The 17,527-nt window shown below is 72.9% G+C and carries 19 protein-coding genes; 4 read left to right on the forward strand and 15 right to left on the reverse strand.

Translation table 11 applies throughout. The features are described 5' to 3' along the window. Positions 1-107: 107 nt before the first annotated feature. From whiA to AB0K14_RS37140, 7 genes are all read right to left on the reverse strand, one after another. Entirely contained in the window at positions 108-1,094 is a 987-nt protein-coding gene (gene whiA / locus AB0K14_RS37110; RefSeq protein WP_360449796.1) for a DNA-binding protein WhiA, read from the reverse strand. Continuing rightward, positions 1,085-2,116: a uridine diphosphate-N-acetylglucosamine-binding protein YvcK gene (gene yvcK / locus AB0K14_RS37115; protein ID WP_360449793.1), complete on the reverse strand. Its 1,032-nt coding sequence runs from the start codon at positions 2,114-2,116 to the stop codon at positions 1,085-1,087. Before yvcK ends, whiA begins: the two co-directional genes overlap by 10 nt. Beyond that, the gene (rapZ, locus tag AB0K14_RS37120; protein WP_360449790.1) at positions 2,113-3,000 is read right to left on the reverse strand and encodes an RNase adapter RapZ; all 888 of its coding nucleotides are present in this window, start codon (positions 2,998-3,000) and stop codon (positions 2,113-2,115) included. The genes yvcK and rapZ overlap by 4 nt, the downstream gene beginning before the upstream one ends. Then, entirely contained in the window at positions 2,997-4,994 is a 1,998-nt protein-coding gene (uvrC, locus tag AB0K14_RS37125; RefSeq protein WP_360449787.1) for an excinuclease ABC subunit UvrC, read from the reverse strand. Before uvrC ends, rapZ begins: the two co-directional genes overlap by 4 nt. A gap of 80 nt (positions 4,995-5,074) precedes the next feature. Next, a complete protein-coding gene (locus tag AB0K14_RS37130) occupies positions 5,075-5,545 on the reverse strand; it encodes a Rieske (2Fe-2S) protein (RefSeq protein WP_360449785.1) in 471 nt (156 codons plus the stop codon). Positions 5,546-5,645: 100 nt separating this feature from the next. Then, complete coding sequence (locus tag AB0K14_RS37135; RefSeq protein WP_360449782.1) at positions 5,646-6,050, reverse strand: Rieske (2Fe-2S) protein; 405 nt, start codon at positions 6,048-6,050, stop codon at positions 5,646-5,648. A 14-nt stretch (positions 6,051-6,064) separates the two neighbouring features. Further along, complete coding sequence (locus AB0K14_RS37140; RefSeq protein ID WP_360449779.1) at positions 6,065-6,556, reverse strand: hypothetical protein; 492 nt, start codon at positions 6,554-6,556, stop codon at positions 6,065-6,067. A gap of 334 nt (positions 6,557-6,890) precedes the next feature. On the opposite strand from AB0K14_RS37140, the gene AB0K14_RS37145 reads away from it, so the two are divergent. Genes AB0K14_RS37145 through AB0K14_RS37155 form a run of 3 tightly spaced genes read left to right on the forward strand, consistent with a single transcriptional unit; the run spans position 6,891 to position 9,888 of the window. Beyond that, the gene (locus AB0K14_RS37145; protein ID WP_360449776.1) at positions 6,891-8,387 is read left to right on the forward strand and encodes a helix-turn-helix transcriptional regulator; all 1,497 of its coding nucleotides are present in this window, start codon (positions 6,891-6,893) and stop codon (positions 8,385-8,387) included. 2 nt (positions 8,388-8,389) lie between these two features. Continuing rightward, positions 8,390-8,872: a hypothetical protein gene (locus AB0K14_RS37150; RefSeq protein WP_360449774.1), complete on the forward strand. Its 483-nt coding sequence runs from the start codon at positions 8,390-8,392 to the stop codon at positions 8,870-8,872. 44 nt (positions 8,873-8,916) lie between these two features. Beyond that, entirely contained in the window at positions 8,917-9,888 is a 972-nt protein-coding gene (locus AB0K14_RS37155; RefSeq protein WP_360449772.1) for a YafY family protein, read from the forward strand. Here AB0K14_RS37155 and AB0K14_RS37160 read toward each other — a convergent pair. The 8 genes from AB0K14_RS37160 to rpe all read right to left on the reverse strand — a co-directional run bounded on the left by AB0K14_RS37160 (position 9,872) and on the right by rpe (position 16,566). Further along, positions 9,872-10,540, reverse strand: a complete 669-nt coding sequence (locus AB0K14_RS37160) for a hypothetical protein (RefSeq protein ID WP_360449769.1) — start codon at positions 10,538-10,540, stop codon at positions 9,872-9,874. The genes AB0K14_RS37155 and AB0K14_RS37160 overlap by 17 nt on opposite strands. Before the next feature lie 13 nt (positions 10,541-10,553). Further along, positions 10,554-11,888: a M28 family metallopeptidase gene (locus AB0K14_RS37165; protein WP_360449766.1), complete on the reverse strand. Its 1,335-nt coding sequence runs from the start codon at positions 11,886-11,888 to the stop codon at positions 10,554-10,556. Positions 11,889-12,139: 251 nt separating this feature from the next. Then, on the reverse strand, positions 12,140-12,589 hold the full coding sequence (locus tag AB0K14_RS37170) for a PH domain-containing protein (RefSeq protein WP_360449764.1): 450 nt from the start codon (positions 12,587-12,589) through the stop codon (positions 12,140-12,142). Beyond that, positions 12,586-13,065 (reverse strand): 6,7-dimethyl-8-ribityllumazine synthase, encoded by a 480-nt coding sequence (gene ribH / locus AB0K14_RS37175; protein ID WP_360449761.1) that lies wholly within the window; start codon positions 13,063-13,065, stop codon positions 12,586-12,588. Before ribH ends, AB0K14_RS37170 begins: the two co-directional genes overlap by 4 nt. Continuing rightward, on the reverse strand, positions 13,062-14,336 hold the full coding sequence (locus AB0K14_RS37180; protein ID WP_360449759.1) for a bifunctional 3,4-dihydroxy-2-butanone-4-phosphate synthase/GTP cyclohydrolase II: 1,275 nt from the start codon (positions 14,334-14,336) through the stop codon (positions 13,062-13,064). The genes ribH and AB0K14_RS37180 overlap by 4 nt, the downstream gene beginning before the upstream one ends. Beyond that, complete coding sequence (locus tag AB0K14_RS37185; RefSeq protein WP_360449757.1) at positions 14,333-14,944, reverse strand: riboflavin synthase; 612 nt, start codon at positions 14,942-14,944, stop codon at positions 14,333-14,335. The genes AB0K14_RS37180 and AB0K14_RS37185 overlap by 4 nt, the downstream gene beginning before the upstream one ends. 9 nt (positions 14,945-14,953) lie before the next feature. Further along, positions 14,954-15,886 (reverse strand): bifunctional diaminohydroxyphosphoribosylaminopyrimidine deaminase/5-amino-6-(5-phosphoribosylamino)uracil reductase RibD, encoded by a 933-nt coding sequence (ribD, locus tag AB0K14_RS37190; protein WP_360449936.1) that lies wholly within the window; start codon positions 15,884-15,886, stop codon positions 14,954-14,956. A 14-nt stretch (positions 15,887-15,900) separates the two neighbouring features. After that, complete coding sequence (gene rpe, locus AB0K14_RS37195) at positions 15,901-16,566, reverse strand: ribulose-phosphate 3-epimerase (protein WP_360449754.1); 666 nt, start codon at positions 16,564-16,566, stop codon at positions 15,901-15,903. Positions 16,567-16,728: 162 nt separating this feature from the next. Between rpe and AB0K14_RS37200 the strand changes: the two genes are divergently transcribed. Continuing rightward, complete coding sequence (locus tag AB0K14_RS37200; RefSeq protein ID WP_360449752.1) at positions 16,729-17,379, forward strand: SDR family NAD(P)-dependent oxidoreductase; 651 nt, start codon at positions 16,729-16,731, stop codon at positions 17,377-17,379. Positions 17,380-17,527 lie beyond the last annotated feature (148 nt).

A 17,527-nucleotide genomic window follows, 5' to 3' on the forward strand; every position in this document is an offset into this window, starting at 1 on the left:
GCGCGTCCTGAGCGTTGAACTCGGGGGTCCTGAACGTAGGACACGGTCGTTCCGAACGTAGGACACGCGCGTTCTGGAGGTAGGACACGCGGGGGTTGGGGGTTGGGTCAGACTTCGGCGTCGAGCATGTCGGCGGTCACGGCGGACTCGGTGTCGGGCATGCCCAGTTCCTTCGCCCGCTTGTCGGCCATCGCCAGCAGGCGGCGAATGCGGCCCGCCACGGCGTCCTTGGTCATCTGCGGGTCCGACAGCTGGCCCAGCTCCTCCAGCGACGCCTGGCGGTGCGCCAGCCGCAGCGCGCCGGCCGCGGCCAGGTGGTCGGGCGCCTCGGCGCCCAGGATCTCCAGCGCGCGCTGCACCCGCGCGGCGGCGGCGACCGCGGCACGGGCCGAACGGCGCAGGTTGGCGTCGTCGAAGTTCGCCAGCCGGTTCGCCGTGGCACGCACCTCGCGGCGCATCCGGCGCTCCTCCCAGGCCAGCACGCTGTCGTGCGCGCCCAGCCTGGTCAGCATCGCGCCGATCGCGTCGCCGTCCCGGAGCACCACGCGTTCCGCGCCGCGCACCTCGCGCGACTTCGAGCCGATGCCCATCCGCCGCGCCGCGCCGACCAGCGCCAACGCCGCTTCCGGCCCCGGGCAGGTCACCTCCATCGACGACGACCGGCCCGGCTCGGTGAGCGAGCCGTGTGCCAGGAACGCGCCGCGCCACGCCGCCTCCGCGTCGCACACCCCGCCCGACACGACCGGCGCGGGCAGTCCGCGCACCGGGCGTCCGCGCGGGTCGAGCAGACCGGTCTGCCTGGCCAGGCCCTCGCCGTCCTTGACCACGCGCACCACGAACCGGGTGCCCTTGCGCAGGCCGCTGGAGGTGATGGTGAACACGTCCGACTGGTGCCCGTACAGCTCGTGGATCTCCCGGCGCAGCCGCCGTGCCGTGGAGCCCAGGTCCAGCTCCGCCTCGACGACCACCCGTCCGCCGACGATGTGCAGGCCGCCGGCGAAGCGCAGGAGGGAGGCGACCTCCGCGCGTCGGCAGCAGGTCTTCGAGACGGCCAGCCTGCTCAGCTCGTCCTTCACCGCCGACGTCATCGCCACGGCGCCTCGCCTCCCCTGCTCGTCCGGTCTTCCTGGAGGGTTGTACTCGACGCCCCGCCGGTCCCGACAGCAGGGCTGGCCAACGCCCGGGTGATGCTCGACGCCAGCGCGGTCGGGTCGTGCCGGTCCGGCGCGCCCGCCACCGCGATCGGCGCGAGGTGCGCCGCAGCGCCGAGAGCTGCGGCGGCCCGGCGCAGCCGGTCCGGCACCGGCACCGCGTCGACGTCCGCGATCACCGCGTCCACCCGCAGCGCCGGCGCGTGCTCGCACAGCACGTCGAGGTGCAGCTCCGGCGAGAAGCCGTCGGTTTCCCCCGGTTGGGGGACGAGGTTGAGCACGACGACCTTGCGCGCCGACGTGCGGACCAACGCGTCGTGCAGCTCGGGCACGAGCAGGTGCGGCAGCACGCTGGTGAACCACGAGCCGGGTCCGAGCAGCACCACGTCCGCCGCCAGCACCGCCTCCACCGCCTGCGGGCAGCCGCGCGGCGCCTCACCGGGACCGCCCGGGCCGTTGAGGCGGATCCGCTGCACCCGCCCCGGCGTGGTGGCGATCGCCACCTGGCCCCGGATGCGGCGCACCACGTCCGCGTCGTCGTCCAGCCCCGTCACGTCGGCCTCGATCGACAACGGCTCGGTGCACATCGGCAGCACGCGTCCGCGCACGCCGAGCAGCCGGCCCGCCGCCTCCAGCACCGCGACCGGGTCGCCGAGCTGCTCCAGCAGGCCGGCCAGCACGAGGTTGCCCACCGCGTGCCCGGCGAGGGCGCCGGTGCCGCCGAACCGGTGCTGGAACAACGTCGCCCACAGCGCGCTCGACGAGTCCCCGCCGGCCAGCGCCACCATCGCCTTGCGCAGGTCACCGGGCGGCAGCAGGCCCAGCTCGCGGCGCAACCGCCCCGACGAGCCGCCGTCGTCCGCGACCGTCACCACGGCCGTCACGTCGTCGGTCACCCGGCGCAGGGCGGTGAGTGTGGCGTGCAGCCCGTGCCCGCCGCCCAGCGCTACCGCTCTGACGCTCACTCGCGTCCCAGGTCCCGGTGGACGACCTTGACCGCCATGCCGTCCTCGCTGGCCAACCGGCCCGCCAGCTCCTCGGAGATGGCCACGCTGCGGTGCTTGCCGCCGGTGCAGCCGACCGCCAGCGTCAGGTACCGCTTGCCCTCGCGCCGGTAGCCGGCGCCGATGAGCCGCAGCAGCTCGTGGTAGCGGTCGAGGAACTCGTCCGCGCCCTCCTGGGTGAGCACGTAGTTGCGCACGTCGCCGTCCAGGCCGGTCTGCTCGCGCAGCTCCGGGATCCAGAACGGGTTCGGCAGGAACCGCACGTCCATCACCAGGTCGGCGTCCATCGGCAGGCCGTACTTGTAGCCGAACGACAGCACCGTGACCCTGGTGCGGGTCGCCGACTCGGTGCCGAAGGTGTCCTCGATCTTGGCCCGCAGCTGGTGCACCGACAGCCCCGAGGTGTCCAGCACCAGGTCGGCCTCCTCGCGCAGCGGCGTGAGCAGGATCCGCTCGTTCTCGATGCCGTCGGCCAGCCGACCGTCGGCCTGCAACGGGTGACCGCGCCGCACCGACTCGAACCGGCGGATCAGCACCGCGTCGGTGGCCTCCAGGAACAGCACCTTCGGCTTGTAGCCGCGCGCGTCCAGGTCCTTGATCACCGCCGCCAGGTCCTCGGTGAACGCGCGGCTGCGCACGTCCATCACCACCGCGACCCTGGTGATGGCGCCCCTGGCCTGCGCGCCGAGTTCCACCATGGTGGCGATCAGCTCGGGCGGCAGGTTGTCCACCACGAACCACCCGAGGTCTTCCAGGCACTTCGCCGCGGTGCTGCGGCCCGCCCCCGACAGGCCCGTCACCACGGCGACTTCGATGCCGGACTTCTCGCCGGCCGGTGCGCTCACTTGTGCTCCTGTCGGTGTTCGATTCCTGGCTCGGCCGTCAGCTGCCCGATTGCCGGCTTCGCCGACGGTCCTCCGGTCCCGGCCGTGCTCAACGACGCGTGCACGGCCTCCGCGGTGCGCCGGCCCACTCCCGGCACCCCGCTGATCTCCTCGACGCTCGCCTCGCGCAACTTCTTCAGCGAGCCGAAGTGCCGCAGCAGCGCGGCCTTGCGCGTCTGCCCCAGACCCGGCACCTCGTCCAGCGCGGACGTCGTCATCCGCTTGGACCGCTTCTGCCGGTGGTAGGCGATCGCGAACCGGTGCGCCTCGTCGCGCACCCGTTGCAGCAGGTAGAGGGCCTCGCTGGTGCGGGGCAGGATCACCGGGTCCGGCTCGCCGGGCACCCACACCTCCTCCAGCCGCTTCGCCAGGCCCACCACGGCGACGTCGGTGATGCCCAGCTCCGCCAAGACGTCGGAGGCTACCTGCGCCTGCGGCGCGCCGCCGTCCACGACCAGCAGGTTGGGCGCGTACGCGAACTTGCGCGGCTTGCCGGTCTCCGGGTCGATGCCGGGGTTCGGGCCGTCCCGGTTGTCGCGCAGGTAGGCCTGGAACCGCCGCCGCACCACCTCGGCGATCGAGCCGACGTCGCCCTGGTCCGCGCCCTCGCGCACGGCGAACCGGCGGTACTCGGACTTGCGCGCCAGACCGTCCTCGAACACGACCAGCGACGCCACCACGTCGGTGCCCTGCACGTGGCTGATGTCGGTGCACTCGATCCGCAGCGGCGCGGTGTCCAGGCCCAACGCCTCCTGCAGCTCCTGCAACGCCGCCGACCGGGCCGTCAGGTCGCCCGCGCGGCGCAGCTTGTGCTGCTGGAACGCCTCCTTGGCGTTGCGCTCCACCGTCTCCATGAGGGCCCGCTTGTCGCCGCGCTGCGGCACGCGCAGGGCCACCCGGCCGCCGCGCAGGCCCGACAGCCACTTCTCGACCGCCTCGGCGTCCTCGGGCAGCTCCGGCACCAGCACCTCGCGCGGCACCGGCGCCGACTCCACGCCGCTGACCCGCGCCGACTCGACCTGCTCGCCGTAGAACTGGGTGACGAACTGGTCGACCAGGCCCGTCACGCCGGTCTCGTCGACCTTGTCGACCACCCAGCCGCGCTGGCCGCGCACCCGGCCGCCGCGCACGTGGAAGACCTGGACCGACACCTCCAGGTCGTCCTGCGCGAACGCGACCACGTCGGCGTCCGTGCCGTCACCGAGGACCACGGCCTGCTTCTCCAACGCCCGCTTGAGCGCGGCCTGGTCGTCGCGCAGGCGGGCGGCCTTCTCGAACTCCAGCTCCTCGGCGGCGGCCGTCATCTCCCGTTCCAGCCGGCGCACCATCGAGTCGGTCCGGCCCGCGAGGAAGTCGCAGAAGTCCTCGACGATGTCGCGGTGCTCGTCGGCGTCGACCCGGCCCACGCACGGCGCCGAGCACTTGTCGATGTAGCCGAGCAGGCACGGGCGGCCGATCTGGCCGTGGCGCTTGAACACCCCCGCCGAGCAGGTGCGCGCGGGGAACACCCGCAGCAGCAGGTCCAGCGTCTCGCGGATCGCCCAGGCGTGCGCGTACGGGCCGAAGTAGCGCACGCCCTTGCGGCGCGGGCCGCGGTAGACGTGCAGGCGGGGGAACTCCTCGTGCAACGTCACGGCGAGGACCGGGTAGGACTTGTCGTCGCGGTAGCGGACGTTGAACCGCGGGTCGAACTCCTTGATCCAGTTGTACTCCAGCTGGAGGGCCTCGACCTCGGTGCCGACGACCGTCCACTCGACGCTCGCGGCGGTGGTCACCATCTGCCGGGTGCGCGGGTGCAGGCCGGCGATGTCCGCGAAGTACGAGTTCAGGCGTTGGCGCAGGCTCTTGGCCTTGCCGACGTAGACCACGCGCCCGCCGGCGTCGCGGAACTTGTACACGCCGGGGGCTTCGGGGATGGTGCCTGTCGCAGGGCGATAGGTCGACGGATCGGCCACGGAGCAAGCGTACGTGCGCCCCCTGACAACCGGTTCCACGCGGTCCCCGGCCGGGTGGGCGGACCCGGCCGGGTGCGTGTTCAGGCCGGCACGATCTGCCCGGCCTCCACCTTCACCGGGACCTCCTTCAGGCCCGTGGTGGCCGGGCCCTTCGTCACCTGGCCGTCCGCGGCGTTGAACGTGCTGCCGTGGTTCGGGCACGTGATCACGCCGCCCTCCGGCGGCGACACCGCGGTCCCCTGGTGGGGGCACGTGGCGTCGTAGGCCTTGACCGTGTCGCCGGTGCGGACGAGGACGAGCGGCTTGCTGTTGGCCGGGTTGCCGGCGATCGCGCCGCCGCCGTCGGGCACGTCGGCCAGCGCCGCGATGATCGCGGGCCCGGCCGGGGTGGTGCCGCCGCCGGCCGGTGTCGTGCCGCCGCCGGTGGTGCCGGTGCCGCTCGGGGTGGACCCGCTGCTGCACGCGGCGAGGCCGCCCGGCACCGCCAGCGCGACGAGCACGCCGCACAGCACCGAGCGACGGGACAGCTCTGTCTTCTCCGTTGAACTCAAAGCAGGTCCTCCGCTACGTGGTGGGTGGTCGTTCGGCCACACAGGCAATACGACACCACGTGAAGCGGGGTTCAACCCCCCACCCCTTGAGACGCGATCTTCAGGAAAGCAACACGTCGGGCCCGGACACCGTCACCGCGACTTCCGCCAACCCCCGCGGTGACGGGCCGGACAGCACCGCCCCGGTCGTCGGGTCGAACGCGGAGCGGTGCGTCGGACAGGTGATCACGCCCCCGGCGGGCGGGTTCACCGTCGTGCCCTGGTGCGGGCACGCCGGGTGGAACGCCCGCACCTCCGACTCCGACGGCCTGACCAGCAGCAACTGGCCGTCACCGCCGACGTCGACCAGGGCGCCGGAGCCCACCGGGACGTCGGCGAGCCCGGCGACGCGGTCCCCCGCACGGGCCGAGCCGACGCCGGGCCGACGCGTCGGCGCGCCCGTGCCGCAGGCGGTCGCGGAGGCGGTCAGGGCGAGCAGCCCGCACAGCAGCGTCCGTCGGTCCACCCGCCCATCCTCGCCTACCGGTCCCTGGCCACCGCCGTCCGGGCCAGCGCCAGCACCGCCGTGAACGGCGGGAACCAGTGCCGCGAGTGCGACGGCGGGTTCGCCCACCGCAGCGACCCGTACCGGGTCATCGTGGGCGGCAGCGCGATGCGCTGCGGCGAGCGGACGAACTGGACCTCGGCGGGCGCCTTCAGGTGCGTGGGCAGCAGGGCGACCAGTTCGGCGAGGAAGATCCAGTGCTCCCGCGGGCCGGGGATGACGGTGACGGGACCGGCGAGCATCCGGGCCTTGAGGTCGGCCAGGACGCGCGAGCCGATGCGGGCGGGCATGGCCAGGGCGGTGGTGGCGGGTCCGAGCGGCAGGAAGACGCCCTGCTCGGTGACGGACACCTTCCAGCCCAGCAACCGGTAGCCCGCGATCGCCTCACCGAGTGCCTGCTGGTGCGCGCGGTCGCGTGGCCCGTAGCGCGGGCCGTTGTCGGCGGTGGTGGCAGCGGTGATGCTCATCGGCGGAGGTCCCTCCCCGGTCGGGTGGAGCGGGCGGCGTGCGCGGGCCGCGGGGTCGTCCCCGGCACTGGCACACACGCAGGGTCCGACCGATCGGGACGTTGCACCACACCGTTATCGGGTCGGATCCATGCAGCCGGCGGATCCCGCCCATCCACCACCGGTCGTCACGGAGGCCCCGAACGGGGGCCGACCCGTCCTTATGCACGAAATGCATGGACTCCTGATCACATCTCTATACACTGGTGACCACGCTCAGTGACGGGAGCGAGCCATGGAACGGAAAGCTCGAAGAGCAGCCAGTACCAGGCGCGCATGCCCGACGTGCGGGGCGTTGATCGCCGCCGACAACACCGACCGGCTCTGCCAGCGTTGTCGCCGCAACGCGCGGACCGAGCTCTACGGACCACCCGAGGTTCCCGGGGACTTCTGGGACCAGGAGGCGATGGCCGCCGCGTTCGCCGACCGGAACATGGGTGCCCTCCTCGCCGCCTACCGGCACCACCCCCAGCACGTCAGCCGCGTCACCCAGGACCGCATGGCGGCCTGGTTGGGGATCTCCCAGGCGCAGCTGTCCCGGTACGAGACCGGTGAGAACCCGATCGACCGGATCGACCGCCTCCGCCACTTCGCGCGGGCGCTCGGCATCCCGGCCGACCGGCTGTGGTTCGACCGCGTCGGAATCCCAAGCCAGGCGGACGCCGATCGCGGCGCCCCGCCCGATGTGCTCGCCGCGGCGTGGGACGCGTCGAGCATTGCCAGATCGGTCGAGGAGACGGCGAGGAACGACTTGGCGATCAGCAGACGAGCGGCGCTCACCGGAGCCGCCGCGGTGGCGATGGGTCCCGCACTGGTCGAACCGCTCCAGCGGTGGCTCCACCCCTTGCAGCCCCTGTCCAAGTGGTCGTCCAGCGCGGCGATCAGCGAGGAGGAGTTGGCGGCGTTGCAGCACGTCGCCGACGGGCTGCGCGGGTGGGGCGGACGAGGCGGGTACGGACTGGCCCGCAAGGCGGTGCTCGGGCAGTTGGAGGAACTGGCCGAGCGGTTGTCGCGCGCGCCGGCGGGCCCGACGACGGAACGGGCCTTCTTCATCGGGGCCGAGCTGTCCAAGGTCGCGGCCAGCATGTCGTGGGACGCGGGCATGCACGACGCGGCGCAGCGGTACTACGTGCTCGGGGTGCGCATGGCGAAGGCCGGGCGCAACGACCCGTTCGCCGCCCTGTGCCTGGCGGCGATGGCCAGGCAGATGTTCGACCTGGGCCGCCCCGAGGACGGTTTGGAGCTGGTCCAGCTGGGCCAGTACGGCACCAGGCGCAACGCCACCCCGACGTTGCAGGCGCTCCTGCTGACCCGCGAGGCGTGGGCCTACGCCCAGATGGGTCGCGTCCGGGAGTTCCACCGGGCGGTCGGGCAGGCTCAGGACAGCTTCGCGCAGCGGCGGCCCGGTTCGGACCCGTGGTGGCTGGACACGTTCGACGAGGCGGAGCTGGAAGGGGTCATCGGCGCCCGGATGCGGGACCTGGCCGGGCACGACCCGAAGCAGGCGCCGCTGGCGGAGCAGCACATCCGGCGGGCGCTGTCCCTGCGCGACCCGGCACGGGTGCGCAACCGGGCGTTCGACGTCATCGGGTTGGCCCGCACGAAGATGGTGGCGGGCGAGCCGGAGGAGGCGTGCGGGTTGATCCAGCAGGTGCTGCCGACGGCGGCGGGTCTGGCGTCCGGGCGGGTGGTGCGCAAGCTGCAGGACTTCGCCAAGGAGGCCGAGCTGCACCGCGACCTGGCGGTCGTGCGCGACACCCGTGAGGCGATCCGCGGGGTGCGGACGGCCTAGCGATGCGGGTGGGAGTCACCGGGCACAGCAAGCTGGCGCCCGACTGCGTCGACGCCGTGCGCGAGGCCATCCGCGCGGCGTTGGAGGCCGAGGCGGCGGGCGGGTCATCCCTGGTCGGGGTGACCTGCCTGGCGCCGGGCGCGGACCAGCTGTTCGCGCGGGTGGTGCTGGAGCTGGGCGGCCGGGTCGAGGTGGTGCTGCCCGCGATGGACTACCGGGACAGGCTGAAACCGGAGAAGCGGGCCGACTACGACGAGCTGCTGGCACGGGCGCACGTGGTCAGCGTGCTGCCCAACGAGCTGTCGGGGCGGCACGCCTACGTGATGGCGAACGAGCGGATGCTCGCGTCGGTGGAGCTGCTGATCGCCGTGTGGGACGGGCAGCCGCCCGACGGGCGGGGCGGCACGGCGGACGTCGTCGAGACGGCGCGCGCGTCGGGCGTGCCCGTGGTGGTCGTGTGGCCGGAAGGCGCCCGACGCGGCTGAAACGAGGACAGGAGTCGTCCGCGATAGCCGGCAGACTGCGGTGCATGCTGGAAACCTCGGCGCGCCTGCTCAAGCTGCTGTCGTTGTTGCAGGTCCGCCGCGACTGGACCGGCGCGGACCTCGCGCACCGGCTCGGCGTCGACGTCCGGACCGTGCGCCGCGACGTCGACAAGCTGCGCACCCTCGGCTACCCGGTCAACGCCGCGCCGGGCGTGTCCGGCGGCTACCAGCTGGGCGCGGGCGCCGAGCTGCCCCCGCTGCTGCTGGACGACGACGAGGCCGTGGCGGTCGCGGTCGGGTTGCGCACGGCCGCCAACGGCACCGTCGCCGGCATCGAGGAGACGTCGGTGCGCGCCCTGGCCAAGCTGGAGCAGGTGCTGCCGTCCCGGCTGCGGCGGCGGGTGAACGCGCTGCAGGCGCACACCGTCGCGCTGCCGGCGCGCGTGACGCAGGTCGACTCGGGCACGTTGACCACGATCGCGGTCGCGTGCCGGGACAGCCAGCGGCTGCGGTTCGGGTACGCGGGCCGCGACGGGTCCACCCGGCGGCACGTCGAACCGCTGGGCCTGGCCCACACCGGGCGGCGGTGGTACCTGGTGGCGTGGGACGTGGACAAGGAGGACTGGCGGACGTTCCGGGTGGACCGGATCGAGCAGGAGCCGACCCTGGGCGCCCGCTGCGCGCCGCGCGAGCCACCGGCGGACGACCTGGCGTCGTACGTGTCGCGGCAGCTGTCCGTCGCGGCGTACCCGCACGAGGCCAGGCTGATCATGCACGCCCCGTACGACGTGGTCGCGGCCCGGACCTCGTACACCTCGGTGCAGCTGGAGCGGATCGACGACGAGCGGACCCGGTTGACGGTCGGCACACCCGCGCTGGAGGACGTCGGGCCGTGGATCGCGACCATCGGCGTCGACTTCGAGGTCGAGAGCCCGGAGGAGCTCAAGCAGCACCTCCGGGCCACCGCCGAACGCCTGCTGCGGGCCGCCGGTGGGGCGCCTACACCCGCAGGATGACCCGCCGGCCCTGCTCGGCGTGCCCCACGACCACCGCTTCGGTCGGCACGCGGAACCGGACGTGCTCCCGGTCCGCACCCGCGCCGTCCGGTCCGTACAGCTCGTTCGGCACGGTGGCGGCCACGTCGGGGAAGTCGTCCAGGTCGAACCACAGGCCCGAACCGTGGTAGCTGCGGACCACGCCGCGCACGGACGTGCCGACGGGCAGGGACCGCTTGACCTCGTCCCACGCGTGGGCGCGCGCTCCGGCCTCCGCGAACACCGCGCGGACGAACTCCGCCGGCGGCCGGTAGTGGTGCCGCTCGACGTAGTGGCACACCAGGTTCGGCGCCGCGTAGACGACGCCGTCCGCACCGGGGACGTGGATCTCCGCGCTGCCGAGCGTGACCTCGCCCCCGGACGCGCGCTCGAACGGCACCCGCACCGGGTACGTGCCCTCCGGTCCGCACAGCTCGCAACCGTGCCAGCCCCGGGTGGCGTGCATCCGGTGGAACGAGGCCAGCTCCAGCAGGGCCTCCACCAGGCCGGGTTCCGGTTCGCCGACCTCGAACCGGGAACCGCGGCCCAACCAGCCGACGTTCACCGTCGGTGCCGTCTCCTCCGGCTCCTCGCGCCAGTACACGTAGGAGGTCAGGTCTTCGTAAGTCGTCATGCCGTCCCGTCGTTCAGGCGCGTGTGCAGGCCAGACGGTAGGCGGCGGCACCGATCAGCTCCAGCGAGACCTGCAGGCGGTCCGGGCTCACGTTCTGCGCGATGGTGTCCTCGGGGGTGTGGTAGAGCGGTTCCAGCTGGTGCGGGCCCTCCTCGCCGCGCCAGCTGAAGTTCGCCGCGGCGATCTTGCGCTCGTGGAACGGCACGTGGTCGCTGCTGCCGCGCGGCACCGGGCCGTGCACCTGCGCGCCGTAGCCCAGGCGTGCCGCGGCCGCGGCGACCTGCGCGGTGGTGGCGTTGTCGCCGCCGTCCACCGAGAGCAGCCAGTAGGCGGAGGCGGGGCCGTGGCTGGTGGCGACCATGTCGTTCTGGAACACGCCCGCGATGCGCGCGGCGTCCGCGTCGGTCAGCTGGTTGACGTAGTAGCGGGAGCCGAGCAGGCCCTGCTCCTCCGAACCCCACAGCGCGAACCGCAGCGCCTTGTGCGTCGGCAGGTGGCGCAGGACGCGGGCCAGTTCGAGGGTCAGCACCGTGCCGCTGCCGTCGTCGTTCGCGCCGGGTGAGCCGGGCACGCTGTCGTAGTGGGCGGTCACCATGACCACGCCGTCGTCCCGGGGGAACGTGGCGGGGCGGTCGGCGATGACGTTGTACGAGGTCAGGCCCGCGAGGTGGGTGGTGGACACGGTCACCGTGACGGCGCCCGCCGCCCGCAGGCGCTCCACGTGCACCTGCGCGATGCCCAGCACCGGCACGGTGACGTTCGCGGTCAGGGTCGGGGAGAACGCGCTGGTCTTGCCCGCCGGCGGGACCGACACCCGACCGATCAGCACCGCGGCCGCGCCCAGCCGTGCCGCGTCCAGCACCGCCGTGGAGCCGCTGGGCACGTTCACCAGCAGCGCGACCTTCCCGGTCAGGTCCGCGGGCAGGGAGGCGCCGGTGTCCAGGTCGACCACGGGGCCGGTGGCCGTGACGCCGAGCGCGCCGAACCGGGACGCGCCCGCGTTCCACGTGTCCGCCCCGACCGTCAGCTGGGACAGGTACTTGTCCGGCACGGTGAACGGCTGGAGCGTCACCTGGTAGCGCAGGTCGCGCAGCACGGAGGCGAGGTAGTCACGGGCCCGGTGCTCGGACTCCGTGCCGCCGATGCGCTGGCCGATCCGGTCGCTGAGCACCCGCAGGTGCTCCATCGCCTTGCGCGCCCGCACCCGGCCCACCACCGGGTAGTCCCCGATGGACAGGTCGGGCAACCCGGCCGCACCCGGCCGCTGTGCCCGTGCGGCCGGGTTCAGCCCGAGCGTCACCGCGCCGGCCACCGCCGCGGCACCGGTGAGGAGTGAACGTCTGCGCATGTGCGGACCCCCATAAGCTCGTAGATCACCCGAACCTAGGCAGGGGTCCCAACCCCTACAAGGGTGCCGTTGGGGGACACCGGTCGGCCAACGGCACCACGACGATCAGCGCTTACGTCCCAGGGCCCGACCGGGTACGCGAACGTTCAACTCGGGGGTCCTGAACGTAGGACACGCGCGTCCTGAACGTAGGACACGCGGGACGTGAGGGTTCGACTCGCGGGTCGGTGGGGGTCAGTGGGCCGGTGGGGTCAGTGGGTGGCGGCTCGGTGCAGGTCGCGGAGGGCGCGGACGGCGGCGACGGCGTGGTCGCGGTCCACCGCCTGCACGGCCATGATCGACACGTACTCGTCGTCCGGCAGCTCCAGCCGGGCCCACGACGCGCCGTCCGGGAACGACACGTGCAGCACCTGCGACCAGGTGAAGCGGTGCACCGTCACCACGTTGCGCACCTCCACCCCCTCGGCGTCGGCCCGCACGCGCGGCCTGGCCAGCAGCAACATGCCGCACGCCAGCAGCACACCCAGGAAGATCATCGCCACCTGGTCGGAGGTCCGGAAGATCACGCCGGTCGGCGTGTCGCCCAGCAGCAGGCCCACCACGGTGAACACCGCGACCAGGAACACCGCGCTGGCCCAGGACACCACGCGGATCCTCTTCGGCCGGAACTCGACCACGTCGGCGGCCACGGCGGCCCTCACGAGCCCGCTCGCAGCCCGCGCAGCACGAGGGCCGTGTCCAACGCCGCCACGCACGCCTCGAACCCCTTGTCCTCCACCGACTCGGGGAACCCGGCGCGGGCCAACGCCTGGTCCTCGTCGTTGGTGGTGAGCACGCCGTTGCCGACGGGCGTGGACGAGTCCAGCGCGACCCGGTTCAACCCCGCGGTCACCGCGTCGCACACGTACTCGAAGTGCGGCGTGCCGCCCCTGATCACCACGCCCAACGCCACCACGGCGTCGTGCGTGCGGGCCAGCTCCTGCGCCACCACCGGCAGCTCCACCGCGCCCGCGACCCGCACCACCGTCGGCGAGGCGACACCGGCCTCCGCCGCCGCGGCCAACGCCCGCTCGACCAGGTTGTCGGTGATCTTCGTGTGCCAGCGCGTGGCCACCACGCCCAACGTCAGCCCCGCCGCGTCGGGGACGACGTCCTCGGGTCGCCCTTCGCCGCTCATTCCGCTCCTTCCGTGGTGGACACCACCGCGCCACCCTGGCCCAACGCCTCGTACTGTTCGAGCTGGTGCAGCTCGTGGCCCATCCGGTCGCGCTTGGTGCGCAGGTACCTCAGGTTCTCCGGGTTGGGCGAGATCGGCAACGGCACCCGGTCCAGCACCGTGAGGCCGTAGCCCTCCAGGCCCACCCGCTTGGCCGGGTTGTTGGTCAGCAACCGCATCGACTTGATGCCCAGCGACGACAGGATCTGCGCGCCGGTGCCGTAGTCGCGGGCGTCGGCGGGCAGCCCCAACCCCAGGTTCGCGTCCACCGTGTCCGCGCCGCCGTCCTGCAACTGGTACGCCTGCAGCTTGTGCATGAGGCCGATGCCGCGGCCCTCGTGCCCGCGCATGTAGAGCACGACGCCACGCCCCTGCGCGGCCACCGCCTCCAGCGCCGCGTCCAGCTGCGGGCCGCAGTCGCAGCGCAGCGAGCCGAACACGTCGCCCGTCAGGCACTCGGAGTGCACCCGGACCAGCACGTCCTCGCCGTCGCCCAGGTCGCCGTAGACCATCGCGATGTGCTCGATGCCGTCGAGCTTGCTGTCGTAGCCGACCGCCGTGAACGTGCCGTGCGCGGTCGGGATGCGCGCCTCGGCGACCCGCACCACCTGCGTCTCCACCCGCCGCCGGTAGGCGATCAGGTCGGCGATGGTGACCAGCGCCAGGTCGTGGTCGTCCGCGAACACCTGCAGCTCGTCGCGGCGGGCCATGTCGCCCTCGTCCTTCTGCGACACGATCTCGCACAGCACGCCCGCCGGCGCCAACCCCGCGAGCCTCGCCAGGTCGACGGCCGCCTCGGTGTGCCCGGCGCGGCGCAGCACGCCACCGTCACGCGCGCGCAGCGGCACCACGTGACCGGGCCGGTTGAAGTCCTTCGCGGTGGCGTCCGGGTCGGCCAGCAACCGGATCGTGTAGGCCCGGTCCGCCGCCGAGATACCGGTGGAGATGCCCTCCCGGGCGTCCACGGTCACGGTGTACGCGGTGCCGCGCTGGTCCTGGTTCGTGTGGTACATCGGCGGCAGGTCCAGCCGGTCGCAGTCGCTCTCGGTCAGCGACACGCACACGTACCCGGACGTGTAGCGGACCATGAACGCCAGCAGCTCCGGCGTGGCCTTCTCCGCGGCGAAGATGAGGTCGCCCTCGTTCTCGCGGTCCTCGTCGTCCACGACGACGACGGGCCTGCCCGCGGCGATGTCCGCGATGGCCCGCTCGATGTCGGCGAAGTCCTTCACCGGGCCTCCTCGGCGCGCAGGTGGGGCAGCGCGAGCCGCTCGACGTACTTCGCGAGCACGTCCACCTCCAGGTTGACGTGATCGCCCGGCACGCGCCGGCCGAGGGTGGTCAGGTCCAACGTGGTCGGGATCAGGCTGACCGAGAAGTCGTTCTCCGAGGCCGACACCACGGTCAGCGACACGCCGTCCACGGTGATCGAGCCCTTCTCCACCACGTACCGGGCCAGGCCCGGGGGCAGTCCGATGTGGACGACCTCCCAGTGCTGGGCCTTCTCCCGGGCCAGCACCACGCCGGTGCCGTCCACGTGGCCCTGCACGATGTGGCCGCCCAGGCGCTGGCCGACGGCGGCGGCGCGCTCCAGGTTGACCGGGTCGCCCTCGGCGACCTTGGCCAGGCTGCTGCGGGTCAGCGTCTCGCGCATCACGTCCGCGGTGAACGCGCCGTCGGCGACGTCCACCACGGTGAGGCACACGCCGTTGACCGCGATCGAATCGCCGTGCTTCGCGTCGCTGGTCACCAGCGGACCCGCGATGGTGACGCGCGCCGCGTCCGGCAGGTCGGTGACGGCGACGACCTCACCCAACTCCTCGACGATCCCGGTGAACACCGTTCCTCCTTAGCGTGCGGCCACTGCGGAAACCCGCACGTCCGGCCCGCACATACTGACCTGCTCGACGACCAATCCGACCGCCTCGGTGACAGTCGACACCCCCGCGCCGCCCCGCAGCCGCGGGGCGAGGTAGGCGAGCACCCGGTCGACGCGGTCCGCTCCCGCGAACGCACCCGCCAGCGTAGGCCCGCCCTCCAGCAGCACGTCGACCACGCCTCGCGCGGCCAACGCGGCCAGCACCAGGTCCGGGTCGTGCGTGCGCACGTGCATGGTCTCCGCCTCGTCGTCCGGCACCGGCAGGTCGCCCACCACGACCCGCACCGGCTGCCCGCCCACATCCTGCCCCGGACGCGCCGCCCGCGCGGCCGGTTGCGGACCATCGGCGCGAACCTCGTCCGCACTCAGCACGATCGCGTCAACCTTCGCCCGCAACTCGCCCATCTCCGCCCGCGACTCAACAGAACCGATCGCCGACCCGCCGTCCAGGGCGGCGACGTAGGTCCACGTCACGTGCGGCCGCCCGGTCCGCGCGAAGTGCAACCAGGCACGCAGCGGGCCACGCTCCACCTCACCGGCCGACACCCCCGACTCCACCGCGACCCCGGCCGCCCGCAACACCTCGGCACCACCCGCGGCCTTCGGGTTCGGGTCGGCGACGGCGTGCACCACCCGCGCCACACCCGCGCCCAGCAACGCCTCGGTGCACGGCGGCGTCCGCCCGTAGTGGCTGCACGGCTCCAACGTCACGACCGCCGTGCCACCCCGCGCCCGGTCCCCCGCCCGAGCCAGCGCGACGACCTCGGCGTGCGGCCCACCGGGGGGCCTGGTGGCGCCCTCACCGACCACGCGGCCGTCGGCGTCCAGGATCACGCACCCCACCGGCGGGTTCGGACTGGTGGTGCCTCGGACCCCTTCACTGGCCGCGATGGCCAGCGCCATCGCCTCGTCCAGGTTCACCGGGCGCGCGCCGCCTGCTCGCGCAGCCGCTCCAGGGCAACACCGGGATCCGCCGCGTCGTACACCGCCGACCCGGCCACGAAGCAGTCCACCCCGGCCTCGGCCGCCTGCTCGATGGTGTCCGCGTTGATGCCGCCGTCGATCTCGACCACCAACCGCAGGTGTCCCGTGTCTACCAACCGACGTGCCGTCCGCACCTTGTCCAGCACCTCGACCATGAACGACTGACCGCCGAACCCCGGTTCGACCGACATCACCAACAGCGTGTCGTAATGCTTGAGCACGTCCACGTACGGTTCCAGCGCCGTGCCCGGCTTCAGCGACAGGCCGGCCTTCGCACCCGCCGCACGCAGGTCCTTCGCCAACCGGACGGGATCGTTCGCGGCCTCCACGTGCACGGTCACGTTGTACGCGCCCGCCTCCGCGTACCCGATGGCCCACCGGTCCGGGTCGTCGATCATCAGGTGGCAGTCCAGCGGCAGGTCGGTCGCCTTGCGCAGCGACTTCACCACCGGCAGGCCGATGGTCAGGTTCGGCACGAAGTGCGCGTCCATGACGTCCACGTGCAACCAGTCCGCCGACGACACCGCGGCGGCCTCGTCGGCGAGTCGGGCGAAATCGGCGGACAGGATGCTGGGGGCGATCATCGGCTGGTGGACCACGGCTGCCGAGTCTAGGCGTCCGTCATTGCCCGGACCTGCGCGGGAGGCATATTTCACCCGCGCACCCGATCCACCCTTTCCGACTACTCACGCGGGTAGTTCCCTAGTCGTGTGGTGGCCATTACGTTCAACACCGGGGGCAGCAACTGGGGAGCACTGGGGATGAATGCCGACGAATTCCACCACAAGATCGCACTGATCACCGGGGCCTGTTCACCGCTGGGCGCCGAGGTGGTCGAGTCACTGGCCAGGCAGGGCGCGCTGGTAGCGGCCGTGGACAGCGACGGGGCCAGACTCGCCGACCTCGTCGAACGGCTCCAGGCGCAGGGCCTGCGGATAGCGGGCAGGCAGATCGACGTGACGTCGAGCGCCGCCGTGGACGCCCTCGTGGACCAGGTCGAACGCCAGTTCGGCGCCATCGACGCCCTCGTCGCCATGGCAGGCGCACTACGACCGGGCCCGGCACTGTCCATCAGCGACGACGACTGGGCACACAGCTTCGCCGTCAACGTGAACGGCGTGTTCAACGTCTCCCGCGCCGTGGCCACCAGAATGGTCGACCGGGGCCGGGGAACCATCGTCATGGTGCCCGCCCACGTCGTCGCGGTCCCCCGCTCCGGCATCGCCGCCTACGCCGCATCACGCGCCGCAGCCATCGCCTACACCGAGTGCCTGGCCGTCGAAGTAGCCGCCCGCGGCGTCCACTGCGCCGTAGTCGCCCCCGCCGACGTCCGCCGCGTAGCCGACGAGGTCAGGTTCCTCCTCGCCGACTCCGCACCACACCACCCGATGTCCAACGCCCTCGGCGCCTAACCCCACCACCACCACAACCGACCAACAACACCCCGCCACCCGCACATCCACTCCCCCAACCCAGCCCCATCGGACCCGCAGCGCACCCACCGAGGCCCGATTTGACATGGGTTCGGGTGCCATAGGCTGGACGAAGCCGGGCAGGCTT

The sequence above is a fragment of the Actinosynnema sp. NPDC050801 genome (assembly GCF_040673975.1).
GTDB lineage: Bacteria > Actinomycetota > Actinomycetes > Mycobacteriales > Pseudonocardiaceae > Actinosynnema.